The organism is Sphingomonas sp. R86520, assembly GCF_042466285.1.
Lineage (GTDB): Bacteria > Pseudomonadota > Alphaproteobacteria > Sphingomonadales > Sphingomonadaceae > Sphingomonas.
The window spans coordinates 2,019,728-2,046,414 of record NZ_JAXHBZ010000001.1 but is presented as its reverse complement, the minus strand read 5'-3'; the positions used below and the strand labels follow the sequence as shown (position 1 = coordinate 2,046,414).

The window sequence follows — 26,687 nt, the reverse complement described above, 5'->3', positions numbered from 1 at the left end:
GGCTCGCACCGATGGGGCGGGGTGCGACGGATATGGAAGACATACAGACGGCAACGACGCTGTTCGCCGTATCGTTCCGTCAACGTGATGAAATCGCTGATATTTTAACGAACGCAGGTGCCGGATGGCATGCCGCGGTGCGCAGCGATGCCGACGGTCTGGAAGGCCGGTTCCTTGCAAGCGGTGCAGCGGTCGCGCTGATCGACGCGCGGGGCGCGCTCGACGACGGCTTGGCGGCGGCACGCAGGCTCGGCGGACTCGTCGCCACGAATGGCGCTGCCCTGCTGGTGCTGGTCTCGCGCGGCGACGTCGAGGCGATCGGCGAATTCTTCGAGGCCGGCGCGACGCAGTTCCTCGCCAGTCCGGCAAGCGACAGCGAACTGGTACAGGCGCTGCGATTCGCAGGACGGCACGCCGCCCGCGCGTCCGGCGGTACGATCGACCGGCGCGGGATACCCGGCGCATCGCAACATGATCGCGAAACGGGCGACGCCCGACGCTGGATCGTCGGGCGGATCGCGGCGGATCGTCCGGTTGCCGTGGTGCTGGTCGCGCTGTCGCGGCTCGATATCGTGAATGCCGCGCATGGCCGCCCCACGGTGGACGGGCTGATCGAGGCCGCCGTCCGCCGGGCCGAGACGGTCGCGCGCGAGGCGATCGGCGTGGAGGCGATGGTCGCGCGGCTCGGCGGATCCGAATTCGTGCTGGTGGTTGAGGCGTCGGGGGCCGCGGTCACCGCAGCGATCACGGCGCTGGATGCGGCATTGGCGCGGCCGTTCGCGGTTGCCGACGCGCGCGCGGTGCTGGGATGCCGGTTCGGCGTGGCGCAACGCCAGCCAGGCGACGACGCCGCCGCGCTGCTACGCCGGGCGAGCGAGGCACTTGCGGAGGCGAAGGCGAGCGACGGATCGGTCCTGCACGTCGCGTTGCCTGACGGTGTCGCGCCGATCGATGCGCTGGCGATCGATCTGCACCACGCGATCGAGCGCGATGAGATCGATCTTCGCTGGCAACCGCAGGTCGAGATCGCGAGCGGCAAGATCACCGGGGTCGAGGCTCTGGCGCGGTGGAGCCACCGGACCCTGGGGCCGCTCGGCGCGGATACGCTGTTCGACGCCGCCGACCGCGCCGATCTGGGGATAGCGTTGTCGGACCATATCCAGCGGCTGGTACTCGCCCGTGCGGTCGCCTGGCCGGTCGCGCTGGGCACGCTCCGCGTATCGTTGAACCTCACGGCCGCCGACATAACCCGCCCCGGCTTCGCAGATTTGTTCCTCGCGCGGGTCGACGAGAGTGGTTTCCCACGCGGCCGCCTGACTGTGGAAATCACCGAAACGGGCTTGATCGAGGATCTGGCAGCGGCATCGGCCCTGCTCGCGGAGCTGCGCGGGGCAGGGTGCCGCGTCGCGATCGACGATTTCGGCACGGGCTATTCAAGCCTCGCATACTTGAAGTCGCTCCCGCTCGATTATGTGAAGATTGACAAGTCGCTGGTACGCGACATCGACGGCTCGGCACGGGACCGGGTCGTCGTGGCGGGCGCGATCACGATGGCACGCTCGCTCGGGCTCGCGGTGATTGCCGAAGGGGTTGAAACGCCGTCCCAGCTGGAGTTGCTCGCCGCCGCCGGGTGTAGCCTTTACCAGGGGTTTCTCATGTCCGAACCAGTGGGCGAGGCGGCCTTGCTAGAACTCATGGCACGAGGGCGATCACGATGATGCGACGCATGATGCTGCCGCTGGCACTCGTCACCCTTGCAGCGGCGCCGGCTCGAATGCCGGCCGAAACCGCCATCCGGGAGGGCATGGACGCCAGCGCCGCGGGCTGGAACGCGGGCGACCTCGTACGATTCATGGATATCTACGCCGACGATGCGGTATTCGTGACGCCGAAAGGTCTGTTGCGCGGCAAGAATGCGATCTCGGCAAAATACCGACCGAGCTTCAGAAGCACCGGCAATGCCCGCGGCAGGCTGTCGTTCGCGTTCCTGGAAATGCGCGGACTCGACCCCGCGCATGCGATGCTGTTCGCCCGATGGACGCTCACCGGGTCGTCGACGACGGAATCGGGTATGACCACGCTGGTTTTCGAACGCCGTGGGACGATGTGGCGGATCATCGCCGATCACAGCAGTTGATCGGCTTGACGTTAGTAGCGGGTAAGACATGACGCACGTGATCGACAGTGCCACCGGCTCGCGGTTTGCCGAACTGACGCTCGGGCACCTCACGCGGGAATGGCCGTACAAGCTCGATCAGGTCTTGGCCGGACCAGCCGATCTCGCTTTGCCAAGGACGTTGCATCCCGTCTTCCACGGCAGTTTCGATTGGCACAGCTGCGTCCATGGTTGGTGGCAGGTCATGCGGCTGGCACGGCTGTTCCCCGATATGGCGCAGGCAGGGGCGATCGAAGCGCTGGCGGACCGGATGCTGGTACCTGACCGGATAGAGGGCGAGCTAGCGTATCTCGATCGGCCGAACACCGGCGGGTTCGAACGTCCCTATGGCTGGGCCTGGCTGCTCGCGTTGCACGACGAACTCGCGCAGCGCTCCGACCGGTCCTGGGCAGCCGCGGTCGAGCCGTTGGCGCGTGCGTTCGCCCGACGGTTCTCCGCCTATCTGCCGAAGTTGATCTACCCGGTGCGCAGCGGCAAACATGACTGTACGGCCTTCGCCCTGGTCCATGCGGTGCGATGGGCTCGGACGTACGATGTTCCGCTAGCCGACCTGATCGAAGCGCGCGCGCGGGTCTGGTTTGGTCAGGACCGGGATTGCCGCCCCTGGGAACCGAGCGGAGAGGACTTTCTGTCGGCGACACTCTGCGAGGCGACGCTGATGCAGATGATACTCGGCGCCGACTTCCCGCAGTGGTTGGCAGGGTTCCTGCCCGACCCGTACGGCGCGGCCACGATGTGCTTGCGAACGCCCGCGGTCGTCACCGATCGTTCCGACGGGCGTCTCGCGCATCTCGACGGCGTCAACCTGTCACGCGCCTGGTGCTGGCGCAGGATCGCCGATGCCTTACCCGATCCGGCGCGGGCGCGTGCAATCGCGGACGCACACCTGGCGGAGGCGCTACCGCACCTTGCCGACGATTATATGGGCGAGCATTGGCTGGCGACCTTTGCACTACTCGCGCTTGAGGCCGGCGGTGAGGCGTAACGGTTTCTACGCGGGGGGGCCGCGAACGGTACGTAGTACGTCGGTCGACCCTGTTCGCAAATGTCCGCTTGCAGCAAGGTTGATCCTTGTCCCCTCGTAGCGGCGTTTGAGGATTATGGATTTTCTTTCACAGCCTGCTCCTAGACTGGGGGACAGTTTGCAAAAAATGCGCCGATCCAAATTGTACCGTGACCTAAGTCGTTTTTTCTCGGTGCGAATTTTTCGTAATAGAAGTGCTGTGGCTGGATGCGCCTGTCGCGGAGGAACACTCGAACTGCCTCCACCATCGCTGGCGGGCCGCATAGATAGATGTCGCAGTTGCCCGCATTCAGATGCTCGTCGGTCAGATGCTCCGTGACATAGCCTTGCAGCGGGTGTGTCGTCTGGCGATCGGCGACACAACTGGCCCACGTCATGGTTGGCAGGCGTGCGGCAAGCGCCTTGATCCCTGGCAGCCCTACAAGGTCACCATCGCTGGTGACGCCGTAGATCAGGTGGATTGGCTGGCCCGGTCCTCGATCCGCCAGCACCTCCAGCATCGAAAGGATCGGCGCGAGCCCCGTCCCACCGGCCAGCAGGATCGTGGGGCGATCGATGTCGCGAAGGAAGAAGCTGCCTTGCGGTCCGACGAAGCTGATGCGCGTGCCGACGGCGGCGTCAGTCGCCAGCCACGTGCTCATCACGCCACCCGGTATGGTGCGGATCAGGAAGCTTGCCTCGCCCGCGCCCGGCTTCGAGCTGAACGAGTAGGAGCGGTGCTGGTCGGTGCCAGGCACCGTCAGGTTGACGAACTGGCCCGGCAGGAAGTCGACCGCCTCGGGGGCATCGAGACGGAGCCGCAGGACGAACGTGCTGTCGGCGACGCGTTCGATGCTCGACACGACGGCGCCATGCTCGGCCGGCTTAACCTTGCAGGCGGCCGACGGTACCGGCACTGCGATGATGCAGTCGGACGATACCTGCATCTGGCAAACGAGGACCATGCCCTCCGCCGCTTCGCCTTCGGTCAGGGCGTCCTCGAGATACTCGTTGCCGAGATCATAATCACCCTGCTCGCAGCGACATTTACAGGCGCCGCATACGCCGTTCGAACAGTCCATCGGCAGGTTGATGTTGCTGCGATACGCGGCATCGAGCACCGTCTCGCCTGCGTTGCAGTCGATGAAGCTCGTCGCGCCATCTTCGAAGTTGAGCGCGATGCGGTAAGCGATGCGATGCTGTCGGTCGGTTGGGTGCTCAGACATGATAGATGTCGATCACCTGGCGAATGTAATCATTCTTCAGAACGATCTTCTTGTTCGTGATCAGCGGTTGATTGTTGGTCGCGTCGATCGTGTAGAACGACGTGCCGAAGAAACTCAGTGTCTCCTGGTAGCGATGGCTAAGCGTGTGCCAGTTGAAGCGTACTTCGATGGCGCCTTCGTCGCTGCCCATGATCTCGATGTTGGAGATTTGATGGTGGGTGCGCGGTTCCGGCATGCTTGCGCCCGATCGCTCGGTCTTGATCCGGAAGACGCGGTCCTCCAGCCCGTCGCGATTGGGATAGTAGATCAGCGAAATTTCGTGCTGTGGATCGTCGACGGTCCGATCGTCGTCGTCCCATGCCGGCATCCAGTACACGGCCTGTGGCGAGTAGCAGGTCAGCCATTCGTCCCACGCGCGATCGTCGAGCAACCGCGCCTCGCGGTGGAGGAAATCGACGACCTGTTGATAAGCGAGCGTCACGCGACCACCTGCAACCGGCTGGCTGGCTGCGGGGTGATTCGGCCATTCCCGTCGTCGGTGTCATTAAGCGCGGCGATCAGGGTCTTCGCCCAATATCCGTGCTGACGAATGAAAAGGCCTTCGTCCTCGCTTCGATTGCCGCTGAGCAACGGTTCGAGGCCCATCTCCTTCGCGTTGTCATCCGCGCCGTCGATCCAGTGCAGGGCGCCACGACTGAGATCGTTCCACAAATCGCCCGCTCCCTCGTAAGCCTTCTGGCACGCGCGGAATTCCTCGAGATCGTCGGGCGTGCCCAAGCCGCTGACGTTGAAGAAATCCTCATATTGTCGGATCCTCGTCGCGCGGTCCGCATCGCTTTCGTTCTTTGGCGCGAAGCAGTAGATCGTGACCTCGGTCTGGTTGACGCTGATCGGTCGCACGACGCGGATCTGGGTGGAGAACTGGTCCATCAGATAGACGTTGGGATAGAGGCACAGATTGCGGCTCTGGACGAGGATCCGCTCGGTGCGTTCCTTGCCCAGCCGCGCCTCCAGCTTCTCGCGGTGGCCATATATCGGGCGCACCTCGGGGTTGAGTAATCTGGTCCACAGCAGAATATGGCCGTGGTCGAAGCCGTAGACACCGCCGACACTCTTCGACCAGCCGTTTGCATCGACCGTGCGCACGCCGCCGGCCTCGTAATTGCGACGGCTCATCGTGGCCGCGTAATTCCAGTGGACTGCGCTGACGTGATAGCCATCGGCGCCGTTCTCGATCTGCAGCTTCCAATTGCCATCGTACAAATACGACGAATTGCCCCGCAGTACCTCCAGGCCGTCGACGGCCTGGTCGACGATCTGGTCGATGATCAAACGCGTCGTTCCGAGGTGCTTCTCCAGCGGCAGGACATCGGGATTGACGCTCCCGAACAGGAAGCCGCGGTAATTCCCGAGCCGTGCGACCTTGGTCAGATCGTGCGAACCTTCGGTATCGAACGCCGCCGGATAGTCGCCGGTCTTGCCGTCCTTCACTTTCAGCAGCTTGCCCGCGTTGCTGAATGTCCAACCGTGGAACTGACAGGTGAAGCTGCCCTTGTTGCCGTGCTTGCGACGGCACAGCATCGCGCCGCGGTGCGCGCAGGCGTTGATGACGGCGTTGAGCGTGCCCGCCCTGTCGCGTGTGATGATGATCGGCTGGCGACCGATATAGGTCGTGAAATAATCGTTGGTTTCGGGGATCTGGCTTTCGTGCGCCAGGAAGACCCAGTTGCCCTCGAAGATATGCTTCATCTCGAGGTCGAAGATGGCGGGGTCGGTGAACGCATCGCGGCGGCATTTGAATTCGCCGGTTGTCGCATTCTCGACAATGGCGGTTGCCAGGCGTGCACGGAGATTGGTCATGATCGGAATTCCTCAAAACAGGTGATGGCCGGAACCCAGTGGAGGGAGACGGATTGGTCATCCCTCTCGCCGGCTCGCTGCGGCTGAAGCCTGTCTGTGTGAGGCCGTCGTTGAAGCATGCGTTGGCCTGTGCGTGGAATCTGCCAATGTCGCAGTGACCGTGGTCTTGGCTTGATGCCACGATAAGCAACGGCCTGAACCTTGCGCAGATCAGACGGGACCATGCGGGATTACCACGCCTGCGGCGCCTGTTCCTACGCCGTCATCCCCGGCGGCTACACGGTCTCTCGCGCAAACGGATCGTGGCGGTACCCAATATTCGGGCGCCTCGATCGAGGATGTAAAAACGATGAGTCATTTAATGGGCCATGCCCCTGTTGCCGAAACCTCGCTTCGCGGAGTGTCTTCCATGAAGCGTGACGACGAAACCGCGGCTGCCTTTGCGGTTCGTGTTGCAGCAAACCAACTCAGGCGGCGTGCCGACGATCTCGGCGAGTATGACTATATCGTCTGTGGCGCAGGATCGTCGGGGTCTGTCGTGGCACGACGGCTGGCGGATGATCCGGACGTCACCGTGTTGCTGATCGAGGCGGGAGGTAATGACGTCGGACCAAGCGTGTCCAAGCCGTTGCTCTGGCCGACCAACCTTGGCAGCGAGCGCGACTGGGGGTTCGTCGCGGAGCCTAGCGCGCATCTGAACGGCCGCGCGATGCCGTTGTCGATGGGCAAGGGGTTGGGCGGCGGATCGTCGATCAACGTGATGGTCTGGTCGCGCGGTCACCAGACCGACTGGGACTATTTCGCGCACGAAGCTGGCGACGACGCCTGGAACTACGAGTCCGTGCTCGGCATCTATCGCCGGATCGAGGATTGGCGTGGGATGCCTGACCCGCTGCGACGCGGGCAGGGCGGACTGTTCCACGTCGAACCTGCGCAGGACCCGCATCCGGTCGCCGGCGCGTTGCTTCGCGGCGCTGCGGATGCGGGTATCGCCACGTTCGCCGATCCCAATGGCGCGATGATGGAAGGGCCGGGCGGTGCCGCGATCTGCAATCTCGCGATCGACGGCGGGCTGCGATCGTCGGTGTTCCGGCGGTACGTGTACCCCGCGATGGCGCGGCCGAACCTCACCGTGCTGACGCATGCCACGGTGACGCGGGTGCTGATCGAACGTCGCGAGGCAAAGGGCGTCGAGATCGTGGTCGACGGCGAGTGGCGACAGATCCGCGCGCGCTGCGAGACGATCCTGTCGCTCGGTGCGATCAACACGCCGAAGGTCCTTATGCAGTCTGGCATAGGCGATGTAGCGCAATTGAAAAGCCACGGTATCGCGCTGGCCGAGCATTTGCCCGGCGTCGGGCGTAACTTCCAGGATCACGTGATGGTCGCGGGCTGCGTCTGGGAAAGCCCGGAGCCGATCGTCCCGCGCAACAATCTGGGCGAGGCGACCTTCTTCTGGAAAAGCGATCCGCAGCTGGCAACGCCGGATATCCAGGCGTTCATCGCCGAGGCGCCGATCGTCGCGCAGGACGCGCTGGAACGGTACACGCCGCCGACCTCGGCATGGTCGCTCTTGCCAGGGCTCGTCAGGCCGAAGAGCCGGGGGAGTGTCACGCTTACCGGCGCATCTCCCGCGTCGCCGGTCCGGATCGAGGCGAACGCACTGGCTCATCCCGACGATCTCGCGGCGTTGGTCCGCAGCGTCGAACTGTGTCGGGATATCGGAAACGGCGCGGCGTTGCGCCCGTTCGTCAAGCGCGAGGCGATGCCGGGCAATCTGAGCCGGTCCGCACTTACCGCATTCGTGCGTGATACCGCCTCGACCGTCTGGCATCAGTCGGGCACGGCCAAGATGGGGCGCGATGCGATGTCGGTCGTCGATGCCGAGCTGCGCGTCTACGGGATCGCCAATTTGCGCGTCGTCGATGCTTCGATCATGCCACGCGTGACGACCGGCAACACGATGGCACCGTGCGTGGTCATCGGCGAACGTGCGGCGGCGCTGTTGATGGCCGCGCGGTCGCCCGACATGCGGTCAGCGATCGATGCCCCCGCGTTCTTCGGCAAGGAACTGGTGGACATGCGCGACGAAGGCCGCGGACGCCGGCTCCCGGCCGAGTAGCATGTGATTGTCGGTGTCGAGCGTCACGAACTCGGCACCGGGGATCGCCGCGGCGAGCGCGCTGCCGACGGCCAGAGGAACGTTGCGGTCGCCCCGGCCGTGCATCACCAGCGTCGGCACGGTCACGCCCGCGAGCCGGTGGCGCACGTCGATATCCGCGAACACATTGGCGAAGCGCACCGCGTTCTCGGCGCTGACCGCCTCGCGCTGGAAGATGTCGAACCAGTCGAGCTCCTCGGCTGATGCACCCGGCATGAACTTCCACGTCACGAGCTTGCGGTACGCGGGGTCCGAGCGGCCCCAGCCTTGACGGACCAGCGTCAGGATCGCCTCGCGTTCCTTGCGGACGTCGGGCGTGCCGGTCACGCGCCAGCCGCTCGCGAAACCGCCCCACAGGATCAGGTGGCTGACGCGCTCGGGATGCCGTGCGGCATATTCAATCGCGATCGCGGAGCCCTGCGAAATGCCGAGCAGCGGGAAGCGATCGAGCCCGGCCGCGTCGACGACCGCCTCGAGATCACGCACGAAGGCGTCGAAGCTAATATCCGCGACGTCGCGATCGGACATGCCGTTGCCGCGCCCGTCGTAGCGCACGAAGCGGTGGTCGCGCGCGAGGTCGTGGAACAGCGGTGCCCAGACCGGTGCATCCCAGTCGAGCTCGAGATGGTTGAGCCAGTTCGGGACCTTGACGAGCGGCGGGCCTTCGCCAACCGAGGCGTAAGCGATCCGAACCCCGTCGCCGGCGGTGCCGAAGCTGATCCTCTGGCGGTGCAGCACGATACGATCGGTTAACGGGTCGGGGACCAATACCGGTGTCGAGGCGGTAGGCGGTGCGGGGGAGGGCGCAGGCTCGAACGATCCGATCGGTGGGCGGGCGAGTCCAGCATCGCGCAGGGCAGCGGCAAAGTCTCGCTCCGCCAGCTTGGCATCGGCCAGCCGCCCGAGGTCCCGCAACGTCGTTTGCAACCGCGTTGCGGCCTCAAGATTGAACGGATCGACCTCGCACCATTCGCGGCACCAGGGGAGCCGGTCCTCGTGCGTCAGTGGCATCTCGCCGACGAGGCGCTGGAGCAGCGTGCGTCGTAACCGTGCGACCACCTCGCGTTCGGCCATCAGCCAGGCCTGGAACGCCGCGTTGTCAGGAAGATCGATCCCCGCGAGCAGGGGTTGGCGCAGTGCAGTCAGACACGCGACGATCTCATCGACCGATGCGTCGGGACCGATCTGGCGGGCGGCATGAAGGTCGATCGCGACCTCGCCGCCATCGAACGCGACGGTCTCGCGGTCTGCGATGATCCGTGGGCGATCCGTATCGATCAGGGCGCGGATCTTGCTGAGCGACCAGCGCAGCGCACCGCGCGGATCGTCGGGACCATCACTCCAGAACAGATCGATCAGATGCTCGCGACGCTGCGGGCGTGTCGCGAGAACGAGATAGGCGAGCAGTGCGCGCGTCTTGCGCGAGGGGGGCAGCGGTACTGCGTCGCTCGATTGAGAAACCGACAGGATGCCGAGCGTCGCTATAGCGAGATGACTCATGAATTTGGTGGGCCGATATGATGCCGCGAGACTGGGGGCCGTGCGCTTGGGAAGCGGTCGGATCGCGCGCCGGGGCGTAGCGTGTTTGCTCGCGAGGACGGGAATCCGGACAGGGCTCCCGCGGTTGCGGGAAAACAAGACGCGCGCGTTCTATTAAGCGCACGTATTCAGATTGGCGACGGCTTGGCGATCAATACGCCAAGGCTTCGATCGACCCGCGTGGGAAGATCGGTTGCAGCACCGCAATGCTCTCGGCATCGCCATGGCGTAGTGCATCATCGAGCGGGGTATTGCCCCAGCGGTCGGCCACGTCCGTCGAGGCGCCGAGCGACAGGAGATAGCGGAGCACGTCGGCGCGACCTTCGCTCGCGGCCAGATGCAGCGCGGTCCGACCGTCGTAATCCGTAAGGTTCACGTCGATCGACCGCGCGACCAGGCGACGTAATTCGGTCAGGTCGCCCTTGGCCGCGGCGGCGCAGAAATAGGTTGCCTGATCGACCGCGGCCTCGGCCGACCGGCGGCGCGGGTCGGTCTGTTCCGCGGTATCGACCAAACCGTCGAATGCGAACCGCCTGGCCAGCCGTCGCGCGAATTCGACGCCGCGCACCGAGTTGCCGAGCGCATCGAGCCGCGGGCTCCAGACTGCGATCCCGCAGACGCCGGGAATGGTGATGAACAGCGCCCCCGACACGCCCGATTTGGCGGGCAGCCCGACGGTGAACGCGAATTCGCCGGAGAAGTCGTACAGGCCGCACGACGCCATCAGCGACAGGCAATTCTTGGTCGTGTCGCTGGTGAAGACGCGGTCGTTGCTCAGGGGGCAGACGCCGCCATTCGCAAACGTCGCGGCGATCGTCGCCATGCCGGGCGCGTCGACGGTGATCGAGCAGCATTGGAAATACAGGTCGAGCGTCGCCTTCAGGTCGGTGCCCTCGGGGAAGGCGCCGTTCTCGCGCATGAAATAGGCGAGTGCGAAGTTGCGGTCGGCGGTGTCGCGCTCGGATAGGAACACCGCGTTGTCGAAGCCGACCGCCCCCTTGCCGGCGAGCGCGCTCCAGGTCTGCATTACCGTGTCGAACCGGTCCGCAGCGGACTGTTCCGGCGCGATCAGCGACGCGCACATGATCGCACCCGCATTGATCATCGGATTGTGCGGCAGGCCGGCAGTGTTCAGCGTGATCGCGTTGAACGAATGCCCCGATGGCTCGCGGCCGACATGGCGGTGGACCGCATCGACGCCGAGTCGGTCGAGCGCGATGGCATAGTTGATCGGCTTGCACGTCGATTGCACGCAGTAGCGCGTCGCGGTGTCGCCGATCGCGAAGCGCTGCCCGTCGATAGTGCAGACCGCGACCGCGAAGCCGTCGGGATCTGCGCGGGCGAGCTGCGGGATATAGGCGGCGACCTCGCCCTCGCGGCAGTCGCGCACCCCTTCAAACATGCCGGTGATCTCTGCGCAGAACGCGGTGAAGTCGGGGATCACAAGGTCGCCGGTCAGCGCACGGCTGAGCAACGTCCGGTTCGCGCCGGCCAGTGCGGGCGCGATCGCCTCGAACGGAATGTCGACCGTCTGCGCATAGCCTTGCATCAACGCGTCGAGTTCGCGCAGGCGGGGATCGTCGATTGCCAGGCCCGTGTCGCGCAGCACCCGCTCGATCGCGGTCCGCGACCGCTCGCCGCCATCGGTCAATCCCTCGTAGAGTTTCCGCGCATTAGCGTCTTCGTCCAGGCGCATCGTCACGACGCAGTCTCTATGGCGGCGAGCGGCCATAGTCCCGCGACGGCACCGAACACCGCCAGCGACTGGTTGCGCGTCGGCTGCGTGATAGCGTCGGCGCGGACGCTATCGACATTGCCCAAGCCGGGGTTGTCGAAGCCGGGGTAGCGCGGCAGGGCGATGGCGGCTTCGTCGGGCGACAGGATCTGCATCCCGTGCGCGGCGGCCACCGCGACGGGATGCGCCGGGTCCTCCGTCTGGTAGGTGACCGGGTCCGCCGGCAGCGTCATGCTCGTGGCGGGGCTGCTCATCTGCATGAAATAGGCATCGAGCGCGACGGGCTGCTCGCCGACCGACTGGACGATCGCCAGCGCGCGGAATTGCGCCGAGCGGATATAGAAGGCGTGCGGTCGACCGCATGGGATGAACGCCATCTCGCCGGGATGGAGCAGCATGACCGCATCGCCGCAATACATCTCCATGATGCCGTCCAGCACATAAACGATCTCGTTTTCCCAAAGGTGGATATGCGGCGGTGGCTCGTTACCGGGCTTGCCCTGATACTCCATCAACGCGAGGCCGCCGCCGGTCTCGCTGCCGGTGGTCAGGAAGCTCATCAGGCTTCCCATGTAGAAGCGCGTCGTGTCGAGCGTCGCGGCACGGGCGAACGGGGCGGGGAGCGTGTGCATCGAAATAGTCATGTCGCGTCCTTCGCCGGCACCCGAGGTGCCGGCGTAATTGAATGGCAGGAAGGGATGGAGCGTCAGGCGCGGAGCGGAAGCAGCGTGCGCAACCTGGGTTCGCGCAGGTAGAGCCCGCCCCACGTCATGATGCCGAGCACCAGCGAGATGATCTGTGGCGGCGAACCGATCTCGCCGAGCCGCAGGTGCAGGCAGATCGCACCCCCGAGAAATCCGGTCAGCAGGATCGCACGGAGCAGGGCGGTCCTCGCATTGGCGTAGAGGATGACGCAGGTCATCGTGATCGTCCCGACCACCGGCGACAACGCGAAGGGAAAGCCGGTCGCCTCAACGTCGGCGCGCAGGATCGGTAGCGATACGAGTTGCGCGACCGCATCGGCGAACAGCAGCACGACGACGATCCCGGTCAGGACGCGACCGGTACACGTCGCGGTAGAAAGCGCCGGGCGCTCCCGTGCGGGAAACTGGTTGTCCGACCGCGCTGCGACGCCCCCAAGATCGAGCCAGAACGTCACAGCGACACCGATTTCGAACACGCCGAGTTCGAACGAGATCGTCGCCGGGCGTTCGAGATTGGATATGAAGAGTCGGTAGTCATGAGCGCGCGATCCAATTTACCTCGGCGCGACTTCATGCCGCGCTATCTGATCGTGCACTCGCCCTCCGGCGTGGAGACCGGCGATTGAGCCTGCGTGGACATTGACGAGGGAAGCGTGGTAAATGGTTTCTCACGTCGAGAGGCCGTATCGATCGATCATTTGCCCAGTCTGGTCGTCAACATATTGGGTTCTCTGGCGATAACGTCCGAATCTATAACGATTGACCTGCCCGCGTCGCGCAAGACGCGGGCGCTTTTCGCGTATCTACTGCTGGCGGACCGTCCGCAGCGTCGTGAACACTTGTGCGACCTGCTGTGGGACGAAGGGCCCGACGATCCGCGTGGTGCGCTGCGCTGGTCGCTGAGCAAATTGCGACCGGTCGTCGATCACGGCCGCCGTCGCCTGATCGCCGATCGCGAGGCGGTCGCGATCGACCGCGAGGGATTTGTCGTTGACCTGCAGCGCGCCCATCACGCGCTCGATGCGGAGCCACCAGTGGCGAGCGATCTGATGGCCGCTCTGGTGGCCCTGCGCGAACCGCTATTGGCGGGTCTCGACATGCCGCGGCATGAGCGGTTCGCGATCTGGCTCGCCGCAGAGCGCGCCGCGGCCGAGCGCTTGCGTCGATCGCTGCTGCATCGCTTCGTCGTGTCAATCGCGCTGTCGCCGGAGGTTCGGCTGCCCTGGGCACGCGAGTGGCTCGAGGCCGATCCGTTCAATGCCGATGCGGCGGTTCAGCTGCAGGCGACGCTGCAACAGCTCGGGCGGCAGGACGATGCGAAGGTCGCGAAGCGCAGCTTTGCCGACGCGGTAAGCGAAGCCGGCTTGCCACCGCCCTTAGCGGGAACGCGCGAACCGCCGATCTCCGCGCTCCCATCGCACGACATGCTGCAGCGGCAGAAGATCCAGTTTTGCAAGGCGCGTGACGGCGTTCGGCTTGCCTATGCCTGCGTCGGAGACGGACCGCCGCTGGTCAAGGCGGCGAACTGGCTCAACCATCTCGAGCTCGACTGGGATGCGCCGATCTGGGCGCCGCTGTTCCAAGAGCTCGCGCGCGACCACATGTTCGTGCGCTACGACGAGCGCGGCAACGGCATGTCGGAAGCGCGCGTGACGGACATCAATTTCGAGGCGTTCGTCTGCGATCTGGAAGCGGTGGTCGATGCCGCCGGGATCGATCGCTTCCCGCTATTGGGCCTGTCGCAAGGCTGCGCGGTCGCGATCGCCTATGCGGTGCGCCATCCCGAACGCGTCAGCCACCTGATCTTGTGGGGCGGATACGCGGCAGGCTGGCGGATCGACGCCACGCCGGACGTGGTCGAGGAACGCGAGGCAATCATCACGCTCGTCCGGCAGGGTTGGGGGCGTACCGATGCCGCGTACCGACAGGTCGTGACGGCAACCTTCATGCCTAGCGCGACCGCCGAGGAACTCGACTGGTTCAACATCTTCCAGCGCCAGACCGTCAACGCCGAGAATGCCGCGCGCTATCTCGAAGTGTTCGCCGATATCGACGTGCGCGCGATCCTGAAGGATGTGCAGGCGCCGACGCTGGTGATGCACGCGCGTGGCGATCGGCGTATTCCGCTGGCGACCGGCGGCGAGTTGGCCGCCGAGATACCGGGCGCAGAGTTCGTCACGCTCGACAGCGACAACCACCTGCTGCTCGGGCGAGAACCCGCTTCGCTGGCGTTCGTCGCGCATGTGCGGCAGTTCCTGTCGACACCGGTGCCGCTCGGCTAGGCGAGTGCGCTCGGGCGGATGTGCGGGCTGCTCAAGGTCGTGTGGGCGAGGCGATCGTAAACGGGACCGACGACCGCCAGCAGGCACAGCGTCGTACTGAAGGCAGTCGCTGCGGTGACGATCATCGCCTGGGCAATGCTCAGTTTCGAGGGGAGAGGCATATTGTATCTTTCCAGATCATCGCAGGAACGCTGGCACGCAATCCTAACGGGTTTCATGCCGGACACGCCCGGCACCCGCATCAATGAGATGATGCCGTAGGTACGCACGTTGATCGCCGCGTGGAAACGATGCATCCGTGCGTGGTATTAGGGTGCGGGAGACTGGCGCGCCGAACTGAATCAAGTCGCAGCCGCGTTGGTGCGCTCAAATGACATGCCGTCCGCTGACGTGACCCCCGTTTTTTCCTCCGGCTGGAGCTAGAGTCCGACCCGGAAGAAGGGACGGACAGATAGAGCGGAAGCAGTTTTCGGAAGAGCAGATCATCGGCATCCTGAAGGAGGCCGAGGCTGGTGCGGTGGTGACGGATCTGTGCCGGCGGCACGGGATGTCGAGCGCGACCTATTATGCGTGGAAGGCCAAGTTCGGCGGCCTTGAGATGTCCGATGCGAAGCGGCTGCGGGCACTCGAGGAGGAGAACGGCCGGCTCAAGCGGTTGCTGGCGGACACGATGCTCGACAACGCAGGTCTGAAGGACCTGCTTTCAAAAAAATGGTGACGCCCGCCGCGAAGCGGGAAGCGGTCGCGCACCTCCAGACGGCGCTGGGGATGAGCGAGCGGCGGGCGCGTGCTGTCGTCGGAGCGGTTCGCAAGAGCATGCGGTACCGCTCGTGCCGGGGAGATGATGGCGACTTGCGGTCGCGATTGCGCGAGCCGGCGCAGTAGCGCCGGCGGTTCCGCTATCGGTGGCTTCACATCCTGCTGCGCCGGGACGGCATCACGATCAACCGCAAGAAGACCTAGCGGCTTTACCGCGAAGAGGGTTTGACGGTACGTCGCCGGAAGGGACGCAAGCGCGCCGTCGGCGCGCGGGCACCGGCCCCCGTGCTGGCGCTGCCCAACCAGCGCTGGAGTCTGGACTTCGTGCATGACCAGATGACTACGGAAGCGGCTCGACGCCGGGGTGACGTCGACGGTCGATTTCGACCAGTCGATGCTGCTGCTGACACAGGCGCAGACCGAACCCGCTGAGATAAAGCGGACCACCGCGCGATCGCGCAACCTGCTCGACGTCCTGATCGGTGGCCCATCCATCACGCCATTGCCGGCCGCGCGGCCCGTGCTGCAACCCAGCCAGGTGCGGGACATCGCACCGGGTCTCCCGTCTTCGTTGCTGGCGGCACGACCGGATATTTTGGAAGCCGAGCATAATTTGCGCGCGGCCAACGCCAATATCGGCGCCGCACGGGCGGCGTCCTTCCCGACGATCTCGCTGAGCGGGGCTACGGCTTCCTGTCACCCACGCTGGGCATCTGTTCAAAGGAAGCAGCGAGGCATTCAATTACGGCGGCACGCTGAACCTGCCGATCTTCGACTGGGGACGGCGCACCGCACAGGTACGGCTTAACAGCGCGCAGGCCGACGAGCTGGACACGGCGTATCAGCGGACGGTGCAGGGCGCATTCCAGGAGGTCGCCGATGCGCTTATCGCCCGCCAGCACTATGCCGAGCAGATCGCCGCGTAGACTCGCACAGCGGAGGCACAACGCCGTTTGGCCCGGACTGCGCGGCTGCGCTACGACAACGGCATTGCGATCTATCTCGAAGTGCTGGATGCCGAACGTAACCTGTTCTCCGCCGAACAGTCGCTGCTCGAGGTGCGGGCAACAGATTTGCAGAACAGCGTCTCGCTTTACACGGCGCTGAGTGGTGGTGTGCGGACAGGCTAGATGGAATGGGAACCCGGCTCGCTAAAAATGGTCCTCGATCAATCCTCCACAATCGTCGACGATAGCTCCCGTCGAAAGGACGACGATGGCAAGCCGAGTATTGATCGTGGAGGACGAGCGAGCGATCGCGGAGCTTCTGACCGCCTACGCCGAACGCGCAGGATTCGAGGTCCAGCAGGCAGGCAACGTCAGGGACGCGATCCGCCCGCATTCGCAGTTCCAGCCGGATCTCGTGCTGCTCGATTTTGGGTTGCCCGGGGTGATGGCCTCGATGTCCTGACCGCGATCCATCGCCGAGCTGATACCGCAGTGATCATGGTGACCGCGTTCGACGACGAGGTGACCAAACTCTCCTCGCTGCGGCTGGGTGCCGACGATTATGTCGTCAAACCGTTCAATCCTTCGGAGATGATCGAGCGGATCCGCGCCGTACTTCGGCGAACGCCGGGCGCATCGGGGCGTCGAACACTGAAGGTCGGCGCGCTGACGATCGATCTCGCGGCGCGCGTGGTAACCTGCAAGGATCAGTCGAGCGGTGGTCTGGTCCGTGTATCTCTGACGCCATCGGAATTTGAGATTTTGGCGCACATGGGACGCCAGCCGCGTCGCGCTTTCCCGCGTGCGAACTGCTGGAGGCCGCATCGCCCGACAGCGATGCCTATGACCGGGTGGTCGACAGTCATCTGTCGAAATTGCGCCAAAAGCTTGTATCTGCGGGCTGCGCAAACATGATCGAGCCGGTACGGGGCGTGGGGTACAGGCTATGATCCGAATACTGAACCGTATTGTCACGCGGATGGTTTTGCTCGCAGCGCTGACTGGCTGACGATGGTCGTCGGGCTGGGTGGCTATTACGCGGCGATGTACTACCGGTTCGACAACGTCGCTCGCCACATGCCGCCCAAGGCACGCGCGGAACTCGACTGGCTCGTCCGATCGGGTCAGCGCGGCAGCGACCGCTATTACGACCTGTTCAACCGGTATAGAGACGATGGCCCGCGAATTACCGATCTCGGCTTCATCGCCTCGATTGGTCTGATTTCAATCCTCGCCGGGGGGGGGGGCATCGCCACCGTGGTTGCGCGGCGGATCAGCCGACCGATCACAGCCGTCGCTCGTGCTGCTGCGCAGGTTTCCGCGGGCGACCGGTCGGTCCGCGTCGATCCTCGGGGCGGATCGGGCGAGACCGGCGAACTCATCGCGAGTTTCAATCGGATGGCGGCGGAGATCGAGGCGTATGAACGCGAACGGACCGTCCTGACCGCGGGCATTGCGCACGAACTGCGCACTCCGCTGACGATCCTGAAGGGCCGGCTGCACGGACTGGCTGACGGCGTGATCGATCCCGACAAGGGCGAGGCCGACAGGTTGCTCCGGCAGGTCGAACAACTCTCCACGCTGGTCGAGGATTTGCGGACTCTGGCCCATGCGGATGCGGGGGAGCTGGAACTTGAGCGCACTCAGATCGATCTAGGGGATGTCCTGCGCGCGGCGGTGACTGACCTGCGGGCGTCGAGCGCGCTGGTGCCGGTGGCATGGACCGAGATGTACGTCCCCGCCGTCGTGCTCGGCGACCGGGTACGGCTGACACAGATTTTCACGAACATTCTCACCAACGCCGTAAAGCACGCGCCGCCCGAAAGCCGGATCGCCGTGTCGCTCGTCAATGCGAACGGGCGGTGCGTCGCGAGCATCATCGACGAGGTCGACGGGTTCGCGCCCGAGGACGAACACCGCCTGTTCATCCCGTTCTAGCGTGCTGGCGCGGACAAGCGCGAGGGCAGGCCCGGTAGCGGCATCGGCCTCACGCTCGCGGCCAAGATGGTCGAGGCACATGGTGGCAGGATCGCCGCAAAGAACCGTGCGGATCGATCGGGCGCGTGCTTCTCGGTCTCCATTCCCGCGGCGTAAGGGTTCAGAACGTCGCGACGACTTGCGGAAGGTCGATCGTAGTGCGGATCCCGGGCTGCGCGGCACACACCGCGGCGACCGCGTTGACGGCGCGGTGCGCGGTGTAGCCGGGCATCACCGCCGCATAATCTTCCATCGCGACGGGGAAGGTGATCGCGACCTCCATCGGCGTGTCGCCAGCGACCGAGACATGCCAGCCGGTCTCGCACAGCGTCCAGTCGCGGTCGAGTTCGGTGGCGCAATACCAGTGCGCGCGGAAGCGGAGGACCGGCTTGCCATCGTGCAGGCCAATGATCGTGATGCGTTGCGCTGCGACGGTGCCGGCTTTCAGGACGCCAGCGGCGATGGGTGTGTCCCTCGTCACGACCGCGACCTCGCCTTCGACGCTGGTCGCATCGAACGGCAGCCCGATCGCGTCGGCGATCTGGTTCAGCGATGCGAGGAAACTGTCGCGGACATGCGCGAGCTTGGCGCCGTCCATCGGGCCCGGTGCCGCGCCGAAACCCATGACGTCGAAGATCATCGCCGGGCTGTCGCGGCGGGATACGTCGGCGAACTCGTCGATCGTCAGGCAATCGAGCCGGCGTTGCAGCGACAGCAGCGGCAGGACGAGCGCTTCGGTGACGAACCCCGGGCTGCTGCCGGTGCTGTAGATCGAGGTTCCGCCGGACACGCACGCGGCTTCGATCCGCGCAAGGATCACTGGATCCATTGTCGACGGGTGGTGGAATTCCGACCGCGTGGTGACGACGTTCTTGCCCGATGCGAGCAACGCGCAGACTTCGTCGTAATCGCAGGCCTGCCGCATGTAGAGCACGCAGTCCGCGTCGAGGCTGAGGATGTCGTCGATCGCGCTGGTCGCGATGATGCCGGTATCGGAAAGGCCGCACAGGTCGCCGGCGTCACGTCCGGCCTTGTCGGGGGAGCCTACGTAGATACCGACCAGCGCCATGCGCGGGTGCGCGATCACGCCGCGCAACGATTGCCGGCCGATGTTGCCGACCGACCATTGGATCACGCGAAGGGTTGGCTCGGGCATCGCTCTTTTCCCTTATTGCGGTCGCCGGTGCTCTTAGTCCCCCCGGCAAAGGCCGGGGCCCATTTGGGGGACGGCTGTCGTGAGATCCGCGTAGCGTTACTGCGGCCTTCCAACTGGGCCCCGGCCCCCGCCCGGAGGGGGAATTTTTTTCGGTCGGTCTTAAGCGCGGACTACCAGCCGAGCATTTATGCAGTGACTAAACTCAGACCCTGACTATCGGAGGGCGAATCCCGGAATCAGTCGGACGTGCGTGCCAATGCAGGCCCGCTTATTGTTCTCCCGCGAAGGCGGGAGCCCAGTCTGGGTTCCCGCCTTCGCAGGGAAACAAGGTTTGTGCGCGCGACATATAACCCCGAGACACAACTCCTGAGATATACTCAGTGCCGCATGCCATCGGTCCTAAAGCGGCTTGCTCATCAGATACGGCAGCGTCGAGGAGGCGATCGACGAGCGCTTCCCGCCCGGATGGATCACCGTGACACGCCCCAACCCCGGCGAGACGACGACGCCTACGACATCGTCGACCCATTTGTGCAAGGCCGCACGGCTCCATTCTAGTTCGCTGCCGTCGATCGTCGCGACGCCGGAGGCTTCTAGCTCCTCCTCGAGTTCGATCACGCGGTTGGCGACGGCGCGGAGCGTATCGTCTGGTGCTTTGGTCATACTTGCTCCCTTGCAGCCCGTCGTCGCTCGAACGGCGGGCCGGTATCGCCTGTGATCAGAACGGCAGGTTGTACATCCGTACCGCGTTGGTCTCGAGCACCTTCTTCTTGATGCTGTAGTCATAGCCGCCGAGCGACTTCTGGATGTGCTTCTGGACGCCCGGATACAGCGAGGTCGGATGCGGGAAGTCGGTTTCGAACATCATGTTGTCGAAGCCGATCGTCTCCAGCAGCAGCCGCGGGCCGATCGTCTCGAACCAGAAGGTGCCGAAGAAGTGATCGTGGAAATATTCCCACGGCGTCTTCTGCAGCACGCCGCCCGCGCGGTTCGGCAGCATCTCCTGGAACTGATGCTCAAGGGCCTCGACCGCGAACGGGATCCAGCCCATACCGCTCTCGATCAGGCCGATCTTGAGGCCGGGATGCTTGTCGAGCCGACCGCTGACCATCCAGTTGCCAAGCGTCGCCACGTTGCCGATCGAGAACATCGTCGCGACCACCGACAGCGTCTGTTCGAATGCGAAGCCTTCCCAGGTCAGCGTGGTCGGATCCATCGCCGCGTTCAGATGGAAGTTGATCGGCGTGCCCGTGCTGCTGCACAGGTCGAGGAAGTCATCCCAGTATGAATGCATGTACGAGGGGACGCCGACGCGCTCGGGCGTGTCGGGCAGCACGAAGCCCTTAAGCCCCATGTCGATGCAGCGACGCGCTTCCCTGTCGAGCGCCGCTTTGTCCCACAGCGGCAGATGCGCCATCGTGAACAACCGGTTGCCCGAGACGCGCTGCCGCTCGACGGCCGCGTCGTTGTACATCTTGATGATTTCGACCGCGAGCTCGTTGTCGCCGAGCGACATCAGCGATCCGGCCTGAGTCACGCCAGAATTATGATAGCAAATCTGCGCATAGACGCCCATGTCGTCCATCGCCTGCAACCGCGGCTTGACCTCGTGGCCACCGGGATGTGCCTCGTCCAGCGTCGGGAAGGCGAGGCGGCCGAGCAGCTTGTTGTTGTCCTTGCTGATGACGTTGCCGCCCATCGACCCGAAATCGCGGTCGCCGACGAACCAGCGATCGACGTCGTTGACGCGACGCACGACGGGGACGCGGTCCTTGAATTTCGCCGGTGCCTGCGAGGTGAAGAGATCGGGTGCCTCGGTAAGATGCGTGTCGGTGTCGACGATCTTGATGCCGGCAAGATCCTCGGCAAGTCCGCCGGACTGCGTGGCATAGTCGACCTCGCGGATCACGCCGCCACGGGTATAGCCCTCCGCCGACCAGTATTTCCGTGCGTCGCTAGCCAGATCCTTGGTGTCGTTATCCGCCATGATGTCCTCCATCCAATCCGTTTTTTCGGCCGATCCGTTGATCTGGTTCGTACCGGCTTTGTCTCGGGCTTATCTCGGGCGTCTCGTTGGAAACGCAGTATCAGTGACATACGCGCATCGCCGGGTGGCTATCCACCCTGAGACGGTCGTGCCGTGCAAAGTCCGCCCGGGCGATGGACCGGCAATTGGCCGCTGGGCGGGCACCGCGCGGGCGATGCCTGCCGGGCTTCATTGACGGCGTAGGGACCGCCCCGCAAAACGCCGACCATTCCACGGAGCAAGACGCATGACTTTCACGCTGACGGATCGGGCACTGCTGCGCGAGCAATGCTATGTCGACGGCGCATGGATCGGGGCCGGTGCGATCGACGTGACGGATCCTGCAAGCGGTGAGGTCCTTGGTGCGGTTCCATCGCTGGGCGCGGACGAGACGCATGCGGCGATCGCTGCCGCCGAGGCTGCGCTGCCGGCTTGGCGAGCGAAGACGGCCGGCGAACGATCGAAGCTGTTGCGGCGCTGGTTCGAGCTGATGATCGCGGAGCAGGACGATCTGGCGATGATCCTGACGCGCGAGCAGGGCAAACCGCTCGCCGAGGCCAAGGGCGAGATCGCCTATGCCGCGTCGTTCGTCGAATGGTTCGCCGAGGAAGCCAAGCGCCTCTACGGCGAAGTGATCCCGAGCCACCGCGCCGACAGCCGGATCGTCGTGATCAGCCAGCCGGTCGGCGTGGTCGCCGCGATCACGCCGTGGAATTTCCCTGCCGCGATGATCACGCGCAAGGCGGCGCCGGCGCTGGCGGCGGGCTGCACGATGGTCCTCAAACCCGCGACGCAGACGCCGTTCAGCGCGCTCGCGCTCGCGGTGCTGGCCGAGCGGGCGGGGATACCCAAGGGCGTGTTCAACGTCGTCACCGGGTCGTCGCGCGTGATCGGTGCCGCGCTGACCGGCAGCCCGGTGGTGCGCAAGCTGAGTTTCACCGGGTCGACCGCGGTCGGCAAGACGCTGATGGCGCAGTGTGCGCCGACGATGAAGAAGCTGTCGATGGAACTGGGCGGGAACGCACCGTTCATCGTCTTCGCCGACGCCGATCTCGATGCCGCGGTCGAAGGGGCGATGGCCTCCAAATATCGCAACAGCGGGCAGACCTGCGTGTGCGTCAACCGCATCCTCGTCCAGCGCGATGTCGCCGAGGCGTTCGAGGCCAAGCTCGCCGCGGTGGTGGCCAAGCTGAAGGTCGGGCCTGGTACCGGCGAGGGCGTCGCGCAGGGGCCGCTGATCGACGATACCGCGGTTGCCAAGGTCGAGGAGCACATCGCCGATGCACTCGCCAAGGGAGGCAAGCTGGTGGCGGGCGGCAAGCGGCATGCGCTTGGGCACAGCTTCTTCGAGCCGACGATCGTGTCGGACTGCACCTCCGATATGGCGCTGGCGAGCGAAGAGACGTTTGGGCCGCTAGCCGCGATCTTCGTATTCGATACCGAGGACGAGGCGGTCGCGCTGGCGAACGATACCGAGGTCGGGCTGGCGGCGTATTTTTACACGCGTGATCTGGCGCGGACGTGGCGCGTTGGCGAGGCGCTGGAAGTCGGTATCGTCGGGATCAACACAGGCATCATCTCGACAGAGGTCGCCCCGTTCGGCGGGATCAAGCAATCGGGCATGGGCCGCGAAGGTTCGCGCCACGGGATCGAGGATTATGTCGAGCTCAAATATCTCTGCATGGCCGGGCTCTGAGCCGCAACAACACGAGGATATGAGATGGACTTGAACGGCGTAGCGGCGATCGTCACGGGCGGCGCATCGGGGCTTGGCAACGCGACCGCGACGATGCTCGCGGAAGCCGGCGCGAGGGTCGCAATCTTCGACTTGAACGAAGAGGTCGGCACCGCAGTGGCAAAGACTTTGGGCGGTGCGTACTTCAAGGTCGACGTGTCCGACGATACGAGCGTCGCCGAGACGCTGGAAGCGGCTGAGCGGCTGCACGGACCGGCGCGCGTGCTGGTCAATTGCGCGGGCGTCGCCCCCGCGATCCGGATCGTCGACAAACACGGCGTGGCGCATCCGCTCGCGGCGTTCCGCAAGACGGTCGAGGTCAACCTGATCGGCACATTCAACATGATCTCGAAGTTCGCCGCGCGGCTGATCGCCGCCGGGATAGACGGCGAGGAGGCTGGCGTGATCGTCAACACCGCGTCGGTCGCGGCGTATGACGGGCAGATCGGGCAGGCGGCCTATGCGGCGTCGAAGGGCGGTGTCGTCGGCCTGACGATCTCGGCGGCGCGCGACCTGGCGCAGCATCGTATTCGCGTCGTCACGATCGCGCCGGGCATCTTCCTCACGCCGATGCTGATGGGACTGCCGCAGGCCGCGCAGGACTCGCTCGGCACGCAGGTTCCGCATCCGAGCCGGCTCGGCAAGCCCAGCGAATATGCACAGATGGTCGGTGCGATCGTCGCCAACCCGATGCTCAACGGCGAGGTGATCCGGCTCGACGGCGCGATCCGCATGGCGCCGCGCTGACGACGACACACTTCCTGGAGAGCAGACGATGACCGATTTCGTGACAGCCGATTGCGGCATCCGGCAGCTGCACGCGCGTTTCGTCGACGCGGTGTGGCGCCAGGACGCGACCGCGTTCTCGGACTGCTTCGCGCCCGACGGCATCTGGAAGATCGCCGGTATGGTGATGACCGGTCGGGAGGAGATCGCTGAGGCGTGCGGAAAGCTGCTCGGTCGATGCGAGCGGATCCAGCTCGTCGTCGGCCAGCCGATCCTGGAGGTCGGGGAGGGCATTGCGATCGGCCGGTTGCAAGTCACCGAATTTGCCAAGAAGCACGACGGCACCAGCGCGATCACGTTCGGCACCTATTACGACCGGTATGTCGAACAGGACGGCGCGTGGCGGTTCCAGTGGCGGCACTGGACAATGGCCTATCACGGCCCGACCGACCTGAGCGGCGGCTTCGTCGTCCCATCCGATTATGGCGCGTTCCCGGGTATGCCCGGGGTGGATGAGCCGACGTTCGTACGCAAGGCGTAGACGACTTCGCAATCCTCCCCGGCATGGGGAGGTGGCTGGCACTTGCCAGACGGAAGGGGCGGGAAGCGATAACGCTGGCTCCGTGTCCTCCCCCTCCGTCGCCTTCGGCACCATCTCCCCTGGCGGGGGAGGATCGAAAGCCGACGCGCCTTGACCCCGATCTGCAAACCCATCGCTCCCGCGGATTCTACGCAGCCACCTTGGTAATAGACAGAGATGTTCATTAGGGTTGGCTCAACGAGAAAATCCGGGAGTGGATATGACCTGCCTGCCATCACGGACGCCCTCGGCCGACGAGATCGATATTCCCGCGCTGAAAGCACGCTATGCGCATGAGCGCGACAAGCGCACGCGGACCGAGGGCCAGGAGCAATATGCACGCCTTACCGGCGACGTGGTCGAGGACTACGTCACGGATCCGCACCAGCCGGTAACGCCGCGCGATGCGATCGCCGAAGATACCGATGTCGTGGTGCTCGGCGCAGGCTGGTCCGGGATCATGGCGGCCTATCAACTGATCAAGCAGGGCATCACCGATTTTCGCGTTGTTGACACGGCCGGCGACTTCGGCGGCGTGTGGTACTGGAACCGCTATCCTGGCATCCAGTGCGACAATGAATCCTATATCTACCTGCCGTTGCTCGAAGAGACCGGCTTCATGCCGTCTCGCAAATTTGCCGACGGTCGCGAGATCCAGGGATACGCGCGCGCTATCGCGGAAAGGTTCGGTTTTGCCGACAAGGCGCTGTTCCACACCCAGACAAAGGGGCTTCGCTGGGACGCCGAGATCGATCGGTGGCGCGTCTCGACTAACCGCGGCGACGAGATCCATGCGCGCTTCGTGATCATCGCCAGCGGCGTGCTCAACATGCCGAAATTGCCCGGCATTCCCGGCATCGAAAAATTCAAGGGCAAGATGTTCCACAGCGCGCGCTGGGACTATGACTATACCGGCGGAAGCTACGAGAATCCGGTGCTCGACAACCTTGCTGACGAGCGCGTCGCGATCGTCGGCACCGGTGCGACCGCAATCCAGATCGTGCCGTATCTCGGGCGTTACGCCAAGCAGACCTATGTCGTGCAGCGTACCCCGTCCAGCGTCGACGAGCGACCCAATCCCCCGACCGATCCGGACTGGGCGAAGTCGCTGCAGCCGGGGTGGCAGAACACACGACAGATCAATTTCCACCGCGCGGCGATGGAGGCATTCCATCCCGGCGACGAGGACCTGATCTGCGATATCTGGACCGAGATCAGCCGCAACCTCGCCGCCGAACTCGCCGAGGAGGGGTGGCCCGCGCTGACCCCAGAGCAGTTCATGGCAAAGCGCGACGTAGTCGAGTTCCGCGTGATGGAACGGCTCCGGCGCCGGGTTGACGACCTGGTCGAGGATCCTGCGACCGCGGAGGCGCTGAAGCCCTATTACCGGTTCCTGTGCAAGCGCCCGCTGTCCAGCGACGAATATTACCCGACTTTCAACCGCCCCAATGTCGAACTGGTCGACGTCTCGCTCGCCAAGGGCGTCGAGGCGATGACCGAGAAGGGCTTCGTCGCGAACGGCAAGGAATATGAAGTCGATTGCATGATCTTCGCCAGCGGGTTCGAAGTGACGAGCGATCTCGAGCGGCGCTGGGGCATCGACACGATCGAAGGCCGCGATGGCGCGTCGATCTACGATCACTGGCGCGACGGGCCGCGCACCTTCCACGGCGTGATGACCGCCGGTTTCCCCAACCAGTTCTACATGGGGTATATCCAGGGCGGGCTGAATGCGTCGGTGACCGAGCAGAACGGCCGGCAAGGCTATCACATCGCGCACATCATCGCCGAAGCGCTCAAGCGTGGCACGCCCGTCGTGGAGCCGACGCAGACTGCGATGGATGCGTATGTCGCGCATTTCGAAGGCAACGAGATCGATATGTCTGCCTTCTCGCGCGAGTGCACGCCAAGCTATTTTAACAACGAAGGCGAGGGGGAGGGCAAAGCCAAATGGCGCCTGTTCCGCGCCTATGCGCCCGGCTGGAACGCATTCCAGACATTGCTGACGTCATGGCGCGACAAGGGCGATCTGGAGGGGCTGTCGCTGACCGGATCGAGCGCGAAATCGCACGGGCGGTGAATGGTGGCGCGGGCT

General features: G+C 64.7%; 24 protein-coding genes and 3 pseudogenes. 16 read left to right on the top strand and 11 right to left on the bottom strand.

Annotation, left to right across the window (positions count from 1 at the left end; all coding sequences use genetic code 11):
* Positions 1–32 precede the first annotated feature (32 nt).
* From SJY41_RS09320 to SJY41_RS09310, 3 genes are read left to right on the top strand one after another with little or no spacing between them, the layout of a single operon-like run.
* Positions 33–1,718, top strand: coding sequence for an EAL domain-containing protein (locus tag SJY41_RS09320; RefSeq protein WP_380781085.1), 1,686 nt, complete (start codon positions 33–35; stop codon positions 1,716–1,718).
* Complete coding sequence (locus tag SJY41_RS09315; RefSeq protein WP_380781083.1) at positions 1,715–2,137, top strand: YybH family protein; 423 nt, start codon at positions 1,715–1,717, stop codon at positions 2,135–2,137. Before SJY41_RS09320 ends, SJY41_RS09315 begins: the two co-directional genes overlap by 4 nt.
* Before the next feature lie 28 nt (positions 2,138–2,165).
* Positions 2,166–3,161, top strand: a complete 996-nt coding sequence (locus tag SJY41_RS09310; protein WP_380781081.1) for a DUF2891 domain-containing protein — start codon at positions 2,166–2,168, stop codon at positions 3,159–3,161.
* 140 nt (positions 3,162–3,301) lie between these two features.
* Here SJY41_RS09310 and benC read toward each other — a convergent pair whose 3' ends face one another.
* Genes benC through SJY41_RS09295 form a run of 3 tightly spaced genes read right to left on the bottom strand, consistent with a single transcriptional unit; the run spans position 3,302 to position 6,265 of the window.
* A complete protein-coding gene (gene benC / locus SJY41_RS09305; RefSeq protein WP_380781079.1) occupies positions 3,302–4,405 on the bottom strand; it encodes a benzoate 1,2-dioxygenase electron transfer component BenC in 1,104 nt (367 codons plus the stop codon).
* A complete protein-coding gene (benB, locus tag SJY41_RS09300) occupies positions 4,398–4,886 on the bottom strand; it encodes a benzoate 1,2-dioxygenase small subunit (RefSeq protein ID WP_380781077.1) in 489 nt (162 codons plus the stop codon). The genes benC and benB overlap by 8 nt, the downstream gene beginning before the upstream one ends.
* Positions 4,883–6,265, bottom strand: coding sequence for a Rieske 2Fe-2S domain-containing protein (locus SJY41_RS09295; protein ID WP_380781075.1), 1,383 nt, complete (start codon positions 6,263–6,265; stop codon positions 4,883–4,885). Before SJY41_RS09295 ends, benB begins: the two co-directional genes overlap by 4 nt.
* A gap of 409 nt (positions 6,266–6,674) precedes the next feature.
* On the opposite strand from SJY41_RS09295, the gene SJY41_RS09290 reads away from it, so the two are divergent.
* Entirely contained in the window at positions 6,675–8,387 is a 1,713-nt protein-coding gene (locus SJY41_RS09290) for a GMC family oxidoreductase (protein ID WP_380781073.1), read from the top strand.
* Here the strand turns inward: SJY41_RS09290 and SJY41_RS09285 are convergent.
* The 4 genes from SJY41_RS09285 to SJY41_RS09270 form a co-directional block, all read right to left on the bottom strand.
* On the bottom strand, positions 8,301–9,926 hold the full coding sequence (locus SJY41_RS09285) for an alpha/beta fold hydrolase (RefSeq protein WP_380781071.1): 1,626 nt from the start codon (positions 9,924–9,926) through the stop codon (positions 8,301–8,303). The genes SJY41_RS09290 and SJY41_RS09285 overlap by 87 nt on opposite strands.
* 190 nt (positions 9,927–10,116) lie before the next feature.
* Positions 10,117–11,661 carry a glutaminase A gene (gene glsA, locus SJY41_RS09280; protein ID WP_380784095.1) on the bottom strand — a complete coding sequence of 515 codons (1,545 nt, stop codon included), beginning with the start codon at positions 11,659–11,661 and terminating at the stop codon, positions 10,117–10,119.
* 2 nt (positions 11,662–11,663) lie between these two features.
* The gene (locus tag SJY41_RS09275) at positions 11,664–12,344 is read right to left on the bottom strand and encodes a cupin domain-containing protein (protein WP_380781069.1); all 681 of its coding nucleotides are present in this window, start codon (positions 12,342–12,344) and stop codon (positions 11,664–11,666) included.
* A gap of 62 nt (positions 12,345–12,406) precedes the next feature.
* Positions 12,407–12,880: a DoxX family protein gene (locus tag SJY41_RS09270; protein ID WP_380781067.1), complete on the bottom strand. Its 474-nt coding sequence runs from the start codon at positions 12,878–12,880 to the stop codon at positions 12,407–12,409.
* Between the two features lie 177 nt (positions 12,881–13,057).
* Here SJY41_RS09270 and SJY41_RS09265 point away from each other — a divergent pair, with 177 nt between their 5' ends.
* Positions 13,058–14,686 carry an alpha/beta fold hydrolase gene (locus SJY41_RS09265; RefSeq protein WP_380781065.1) on the top strand — a complete coding sequence of 543 codons (1,629 nt, stop codon included), beginning with the start codon at positions 13,058–13,060 and terminating at the stop codon, positions 14,684–14,686.
* Here the strand turns inward: SJY41_RS09265 and SJY41_RS09260 are convergent.
* Complete coding sequence (locus SJY41_RS09260) at positions 14,683–14,847, bottom strand: hypothetical protein (RefSeq protein ID WP_380781063.1); 165 nt, start codon at positions 14,845–14,847, stop codon at positions 14,683–14,685. The two genes, SJY41_RS09265 and SJY41_RS09260, sit on opposite strands and share 4 nt — an antisense overlap.
* 290 nt (positions 14,848–15,137) lie before the next feature.
* Here SJY41_RS09260 and SJY41_RS09255 point away from each other — a divergent pair.
* From SJY41_RS09255 to SJY41_RS09225, 7 genes and pseudogenes are all read left to right on the top strand, one after another.
* Positions 15,138–15,787, top strand: a pseudogene (locus tag SJY41_RS09255) (transposase); the annotation flags it as partial.
* 52 nt (positions 15,788–15,839) lie between these two features.
* On the top strand, positions 15,840–16,253 hold the full coding sequence (locus SJY41_RS09250; RefSeq protein ID WP_380781061.1) for a TolC family protein: 414 nt from the start codon (positions 15,840–15,842) through the stop codon (positions 16,251–16,253).
* Complete coding sequence (locus SJY41_RS09245; RefSeq protein WP_380784094.1) at positions 16,159–16,371, top strand: TolC family protein; 213 nt, start codon at positions 16,159–16,161, stop codon at positions 16,369–16,371. Before SJY41_RS09250 ends, SJY41_RS09245 begins: the two co-directional genes overlap by 95 nt.
* A gap of 27 nt (positions 16,372–16,398) precedes the next feature.
* Positions 16,399–16,575 carry a hypothetical protein gene (locus SJY41_RS09240; protein ID WP_380781059.1) on the top strand — a complete coding sequence of 59 codons (177 nt, stop codon included), beginning with the start codon at positions 16,399–16,401 and terminating at the stop codon, positions 16,573–16,575.
* Positions 16,576–16,660: 85 nt separating this feature from the next.
* Positions 16,661–16,941: pseudogene (locus tag SJY41_RS09235) on the top strand (response regulator); the annotation flags it as partial.
* Between the two features lie 302 nt (positions 16,942–17,243).
* On the top strand, positions 17,244–17,342 hold the full coding sequence (locus SJY41_RS09230) for a winged helix-turn-helix domain-containing protein (protein WP_380781057.1): 99 nt from the start codon (positions 17,244–17,246) through the stop codon (positions 17,340–17,342).
* A gap of 61 nt (positions 17,343–17,403) precedes the next feature.
* Positions 17,404–18,486, top strand: a pseudogene (locus SJY41_RS09225) (ATP-binding protein).
* A 4-nt stretch (positions 18,487–18,490) separates the two neighbouring features.
* On the opposite strand, the gene SJY41_RS09220 reads toward SJY41_RS09225, so the two are convergent.
* The 3 genes from SJY41_RS09220 to SJY41_RS09210 form a co-directional block, all read right to left on the bottom strand.
* The gene (locus SJY41_RS09220) at positions 18,491–19,525 is read right to left on the bottom strand and encodes a dihydrodipicolinate reductase (protein ID WP_380781055.1); all 1,035 of its coding nucleotides are present in this window, start codon (positions 19,523–19,525) and stop codon (positions 18,491–18,493) included.
* Between the two features lie 399 nt (positions 19,526–19,924).
* Positions 19,925–20,188: a hypothetical protein gene (locus SJY41_RS09215; RefSeq protein ID WP_380781052.1), complete on the bottom strand. Its 264-nt coding sequence runs from the start codon at positions 20,186–20,188 to the stop codon at positions 19,925–19,927.
* Between the two features lie 55 nt (positions 20,189–20,243).
* Positions 20,244–21,512: an amidohydrolase family protein gene (locus SJY41_RS09210; RefSeq protein WP_380781050.1), complete on the bottom strand. Its 1,269-nt coding sequence runs from the start codon at positions 21,510–21,512 to the stop codon at positions 20,244–20,246.
* Positions 21,513–21,798: 286 nt separating this feature from the next.
* Here SJY41_RS09210 and SJY41_RS09205 point away from each other — a divergent pair, with 286 nt between their 5' ends.
* From SJY41_RS09205 to SJY41_RS09190, 4 genes are all read left to right on the top strand, one after another.
* Positions 21,799–23,247 carry an NAD-dependent succinate-semialdehyde dehydrogenase gene (locus SJY41_RS09205; RefSeq protein WP_380781048.1) on the top strand — a complete coding sequence of 483 codons (1,449 nt, stop codon included), beginning with the start codon at positions 21,799–21,801 and terminating at the stop codon, positions 23,245–23,247.
* 24 nt (positions 23,248–23,271) lie between these two features.
* Positions 23,272–24,033: an SDR family NAD(P)-dependent oxidoreductase gene (locus SJY41_RS09200; RefSeq protein ID WP_380781046.1), complete on the top strand. Its 762-nt coding sequence runs from the start codon at positions 23,272–23,274 to the stop codon at positions 24,031–24,033.
* A gap of 28 nt (positions 24,034–24,061) precedes the next feature.
* On the top strand, positions 24,062–24,553 hold the full coding sequence (locus tag SJY41_RS09195; RefSeq protein ID WP_380781045.1) for a nuclear transport factor 2 family protein: 492 nt from the start codon (positions 24,062–24,064) through the stop codon (positions 24,551–24,553).
* Positions 24,554–24,812: 259 nt separating this feature from the next.
* Complete coding sequence (locus SJY41_RS09190; RefSeq protein ID WP_380781043.1) at positions 24,813–26,672, top strand: flavin-containing monooxygenase; 1,860 nt, start codon at positions 24,813–24,815, stop codon at positions 26,670–26,672.
* Positions 26,673–26,687 lie beyond the last annotated feature (15 nt).

Coding starts and splice junctions, on each gene's coding strand:
- benC (WP_380781079.1), bottom strand. CDS start 4,405: ATGTCTGAGCACCCAACCGACCGACAGCATCGCATCGCTTACCGCATC.
- SJY41_RS09285 (WP_380781071.1), bottom strand. CDS start 9,926: ATGAGTCATCTCGCTATAGCGACGCTCGGCATCCTGTCGGTTTCTCAA.
- SJY41_RS09295 (WP_380781075.1), bottom strand. CDS start 6,265: ATGACCAATCTCCGTGCACGCCTGGCAACCGCCATTGTCGAGAATGCG.
- SJY41_RS09215 (WP_380781052.1), bottom strand. CDS start 20,188: ATGACCAAAGCACCAGACGATACGCTCCGCGCCGTCGCCAACCGCGTG.
- SJY41_RS09290 (WP_380781073.1), top strand. CDS start 6,675: ATGAAGCGTGACGACGAAACCGCGGCTGCCTTTGCGGTTCGTGTTGCA.
- SJY41_RS09205 (WP_380781048.1), top strand. CDS start 21,799: ATGACTTTCACGCTGACGGATCGGGCACTGCTGCGCGAGCAATGCTAT.
- SJY41_RS09195 (WP_380781045.1), top strand. CDS start 24,062: ATGACCGATTTCGTGACAGCCGATTGCGGCATCCGGCAGCTGCACGCG.
- SJY41_RS09190 (WP_380781043.1), top strand. CDS start 24,813: ATGACCTGCCTGCCATCACGGACGCCCTCGGCCGACGAGATCGATATT.
- SJY41_RS09310 (WP_380781081.1), top strand. CDS start 2,166: ATGACGCACGTGATCGACAGTGCCACCGGCTCGCGGTTTGCCGAACTG.
- SJY41_RS09260 (WP_380781063.1), bottom strand. CDS start 14,847: ATGCCTCTCCCCTCGAAACTGAGCATTGCCCAGGCGATGATCGTCACC.
- SJY41_RS09320 (WP_380781085.1), top strand. CDS start 33: ATGGAAGACATACAGACGGCAACGACGCTGTTCGCCGTATCGTTCCGT.
- SJY41_RS09315 (WP_380781083.1), top strand. CDS start 1,715: ATGATGCGACGCATGATGCTGCCGCTGGCACTCGTCACCCTTGCAGCG.
- SJY41_RS09250 (WP_380781061.1), top strand. CDS start 15,840: ATGCTGCTGCTGACACAGGCGCAGACCGAACCCGCTGAGATAAAGCGG.
- SJY41_RS09200 (WP_380781046.1), top strand. CDS start 23,272: ATGGACTTGAACGGCGTAGCGGCGATCGTCACGGGCGGCGCATCGGGG.
- glsA (WP_380784095.1), bottom strand. CDS start 11,661: ATGCGCCTGGACGAAGACGCTAATGCGCGGAAACTCTACGAGGGATTG.
- SJY41_RS09210 (WP_380781050.1), bottom strand. CDS start 21,512: ATGGCGGATAACGACACCAAGGATCTGGCTAGCGACGCACGGAAATAC.
- SJY41_RS09275 (WP_380781069.1), bottom strand. CDS start 12,344: ATGACTATTTCGATGCACACGCTCCCCGCCCCGTTCGCCCGTGCCGCG.
- SJY41_RS09220 (WP_380781055.1), bottom strand. CDS start 19,525: ATGCCCGAGCCAACCCTTCGCGTGATCCAATGGTCGGTCGGCAACATC.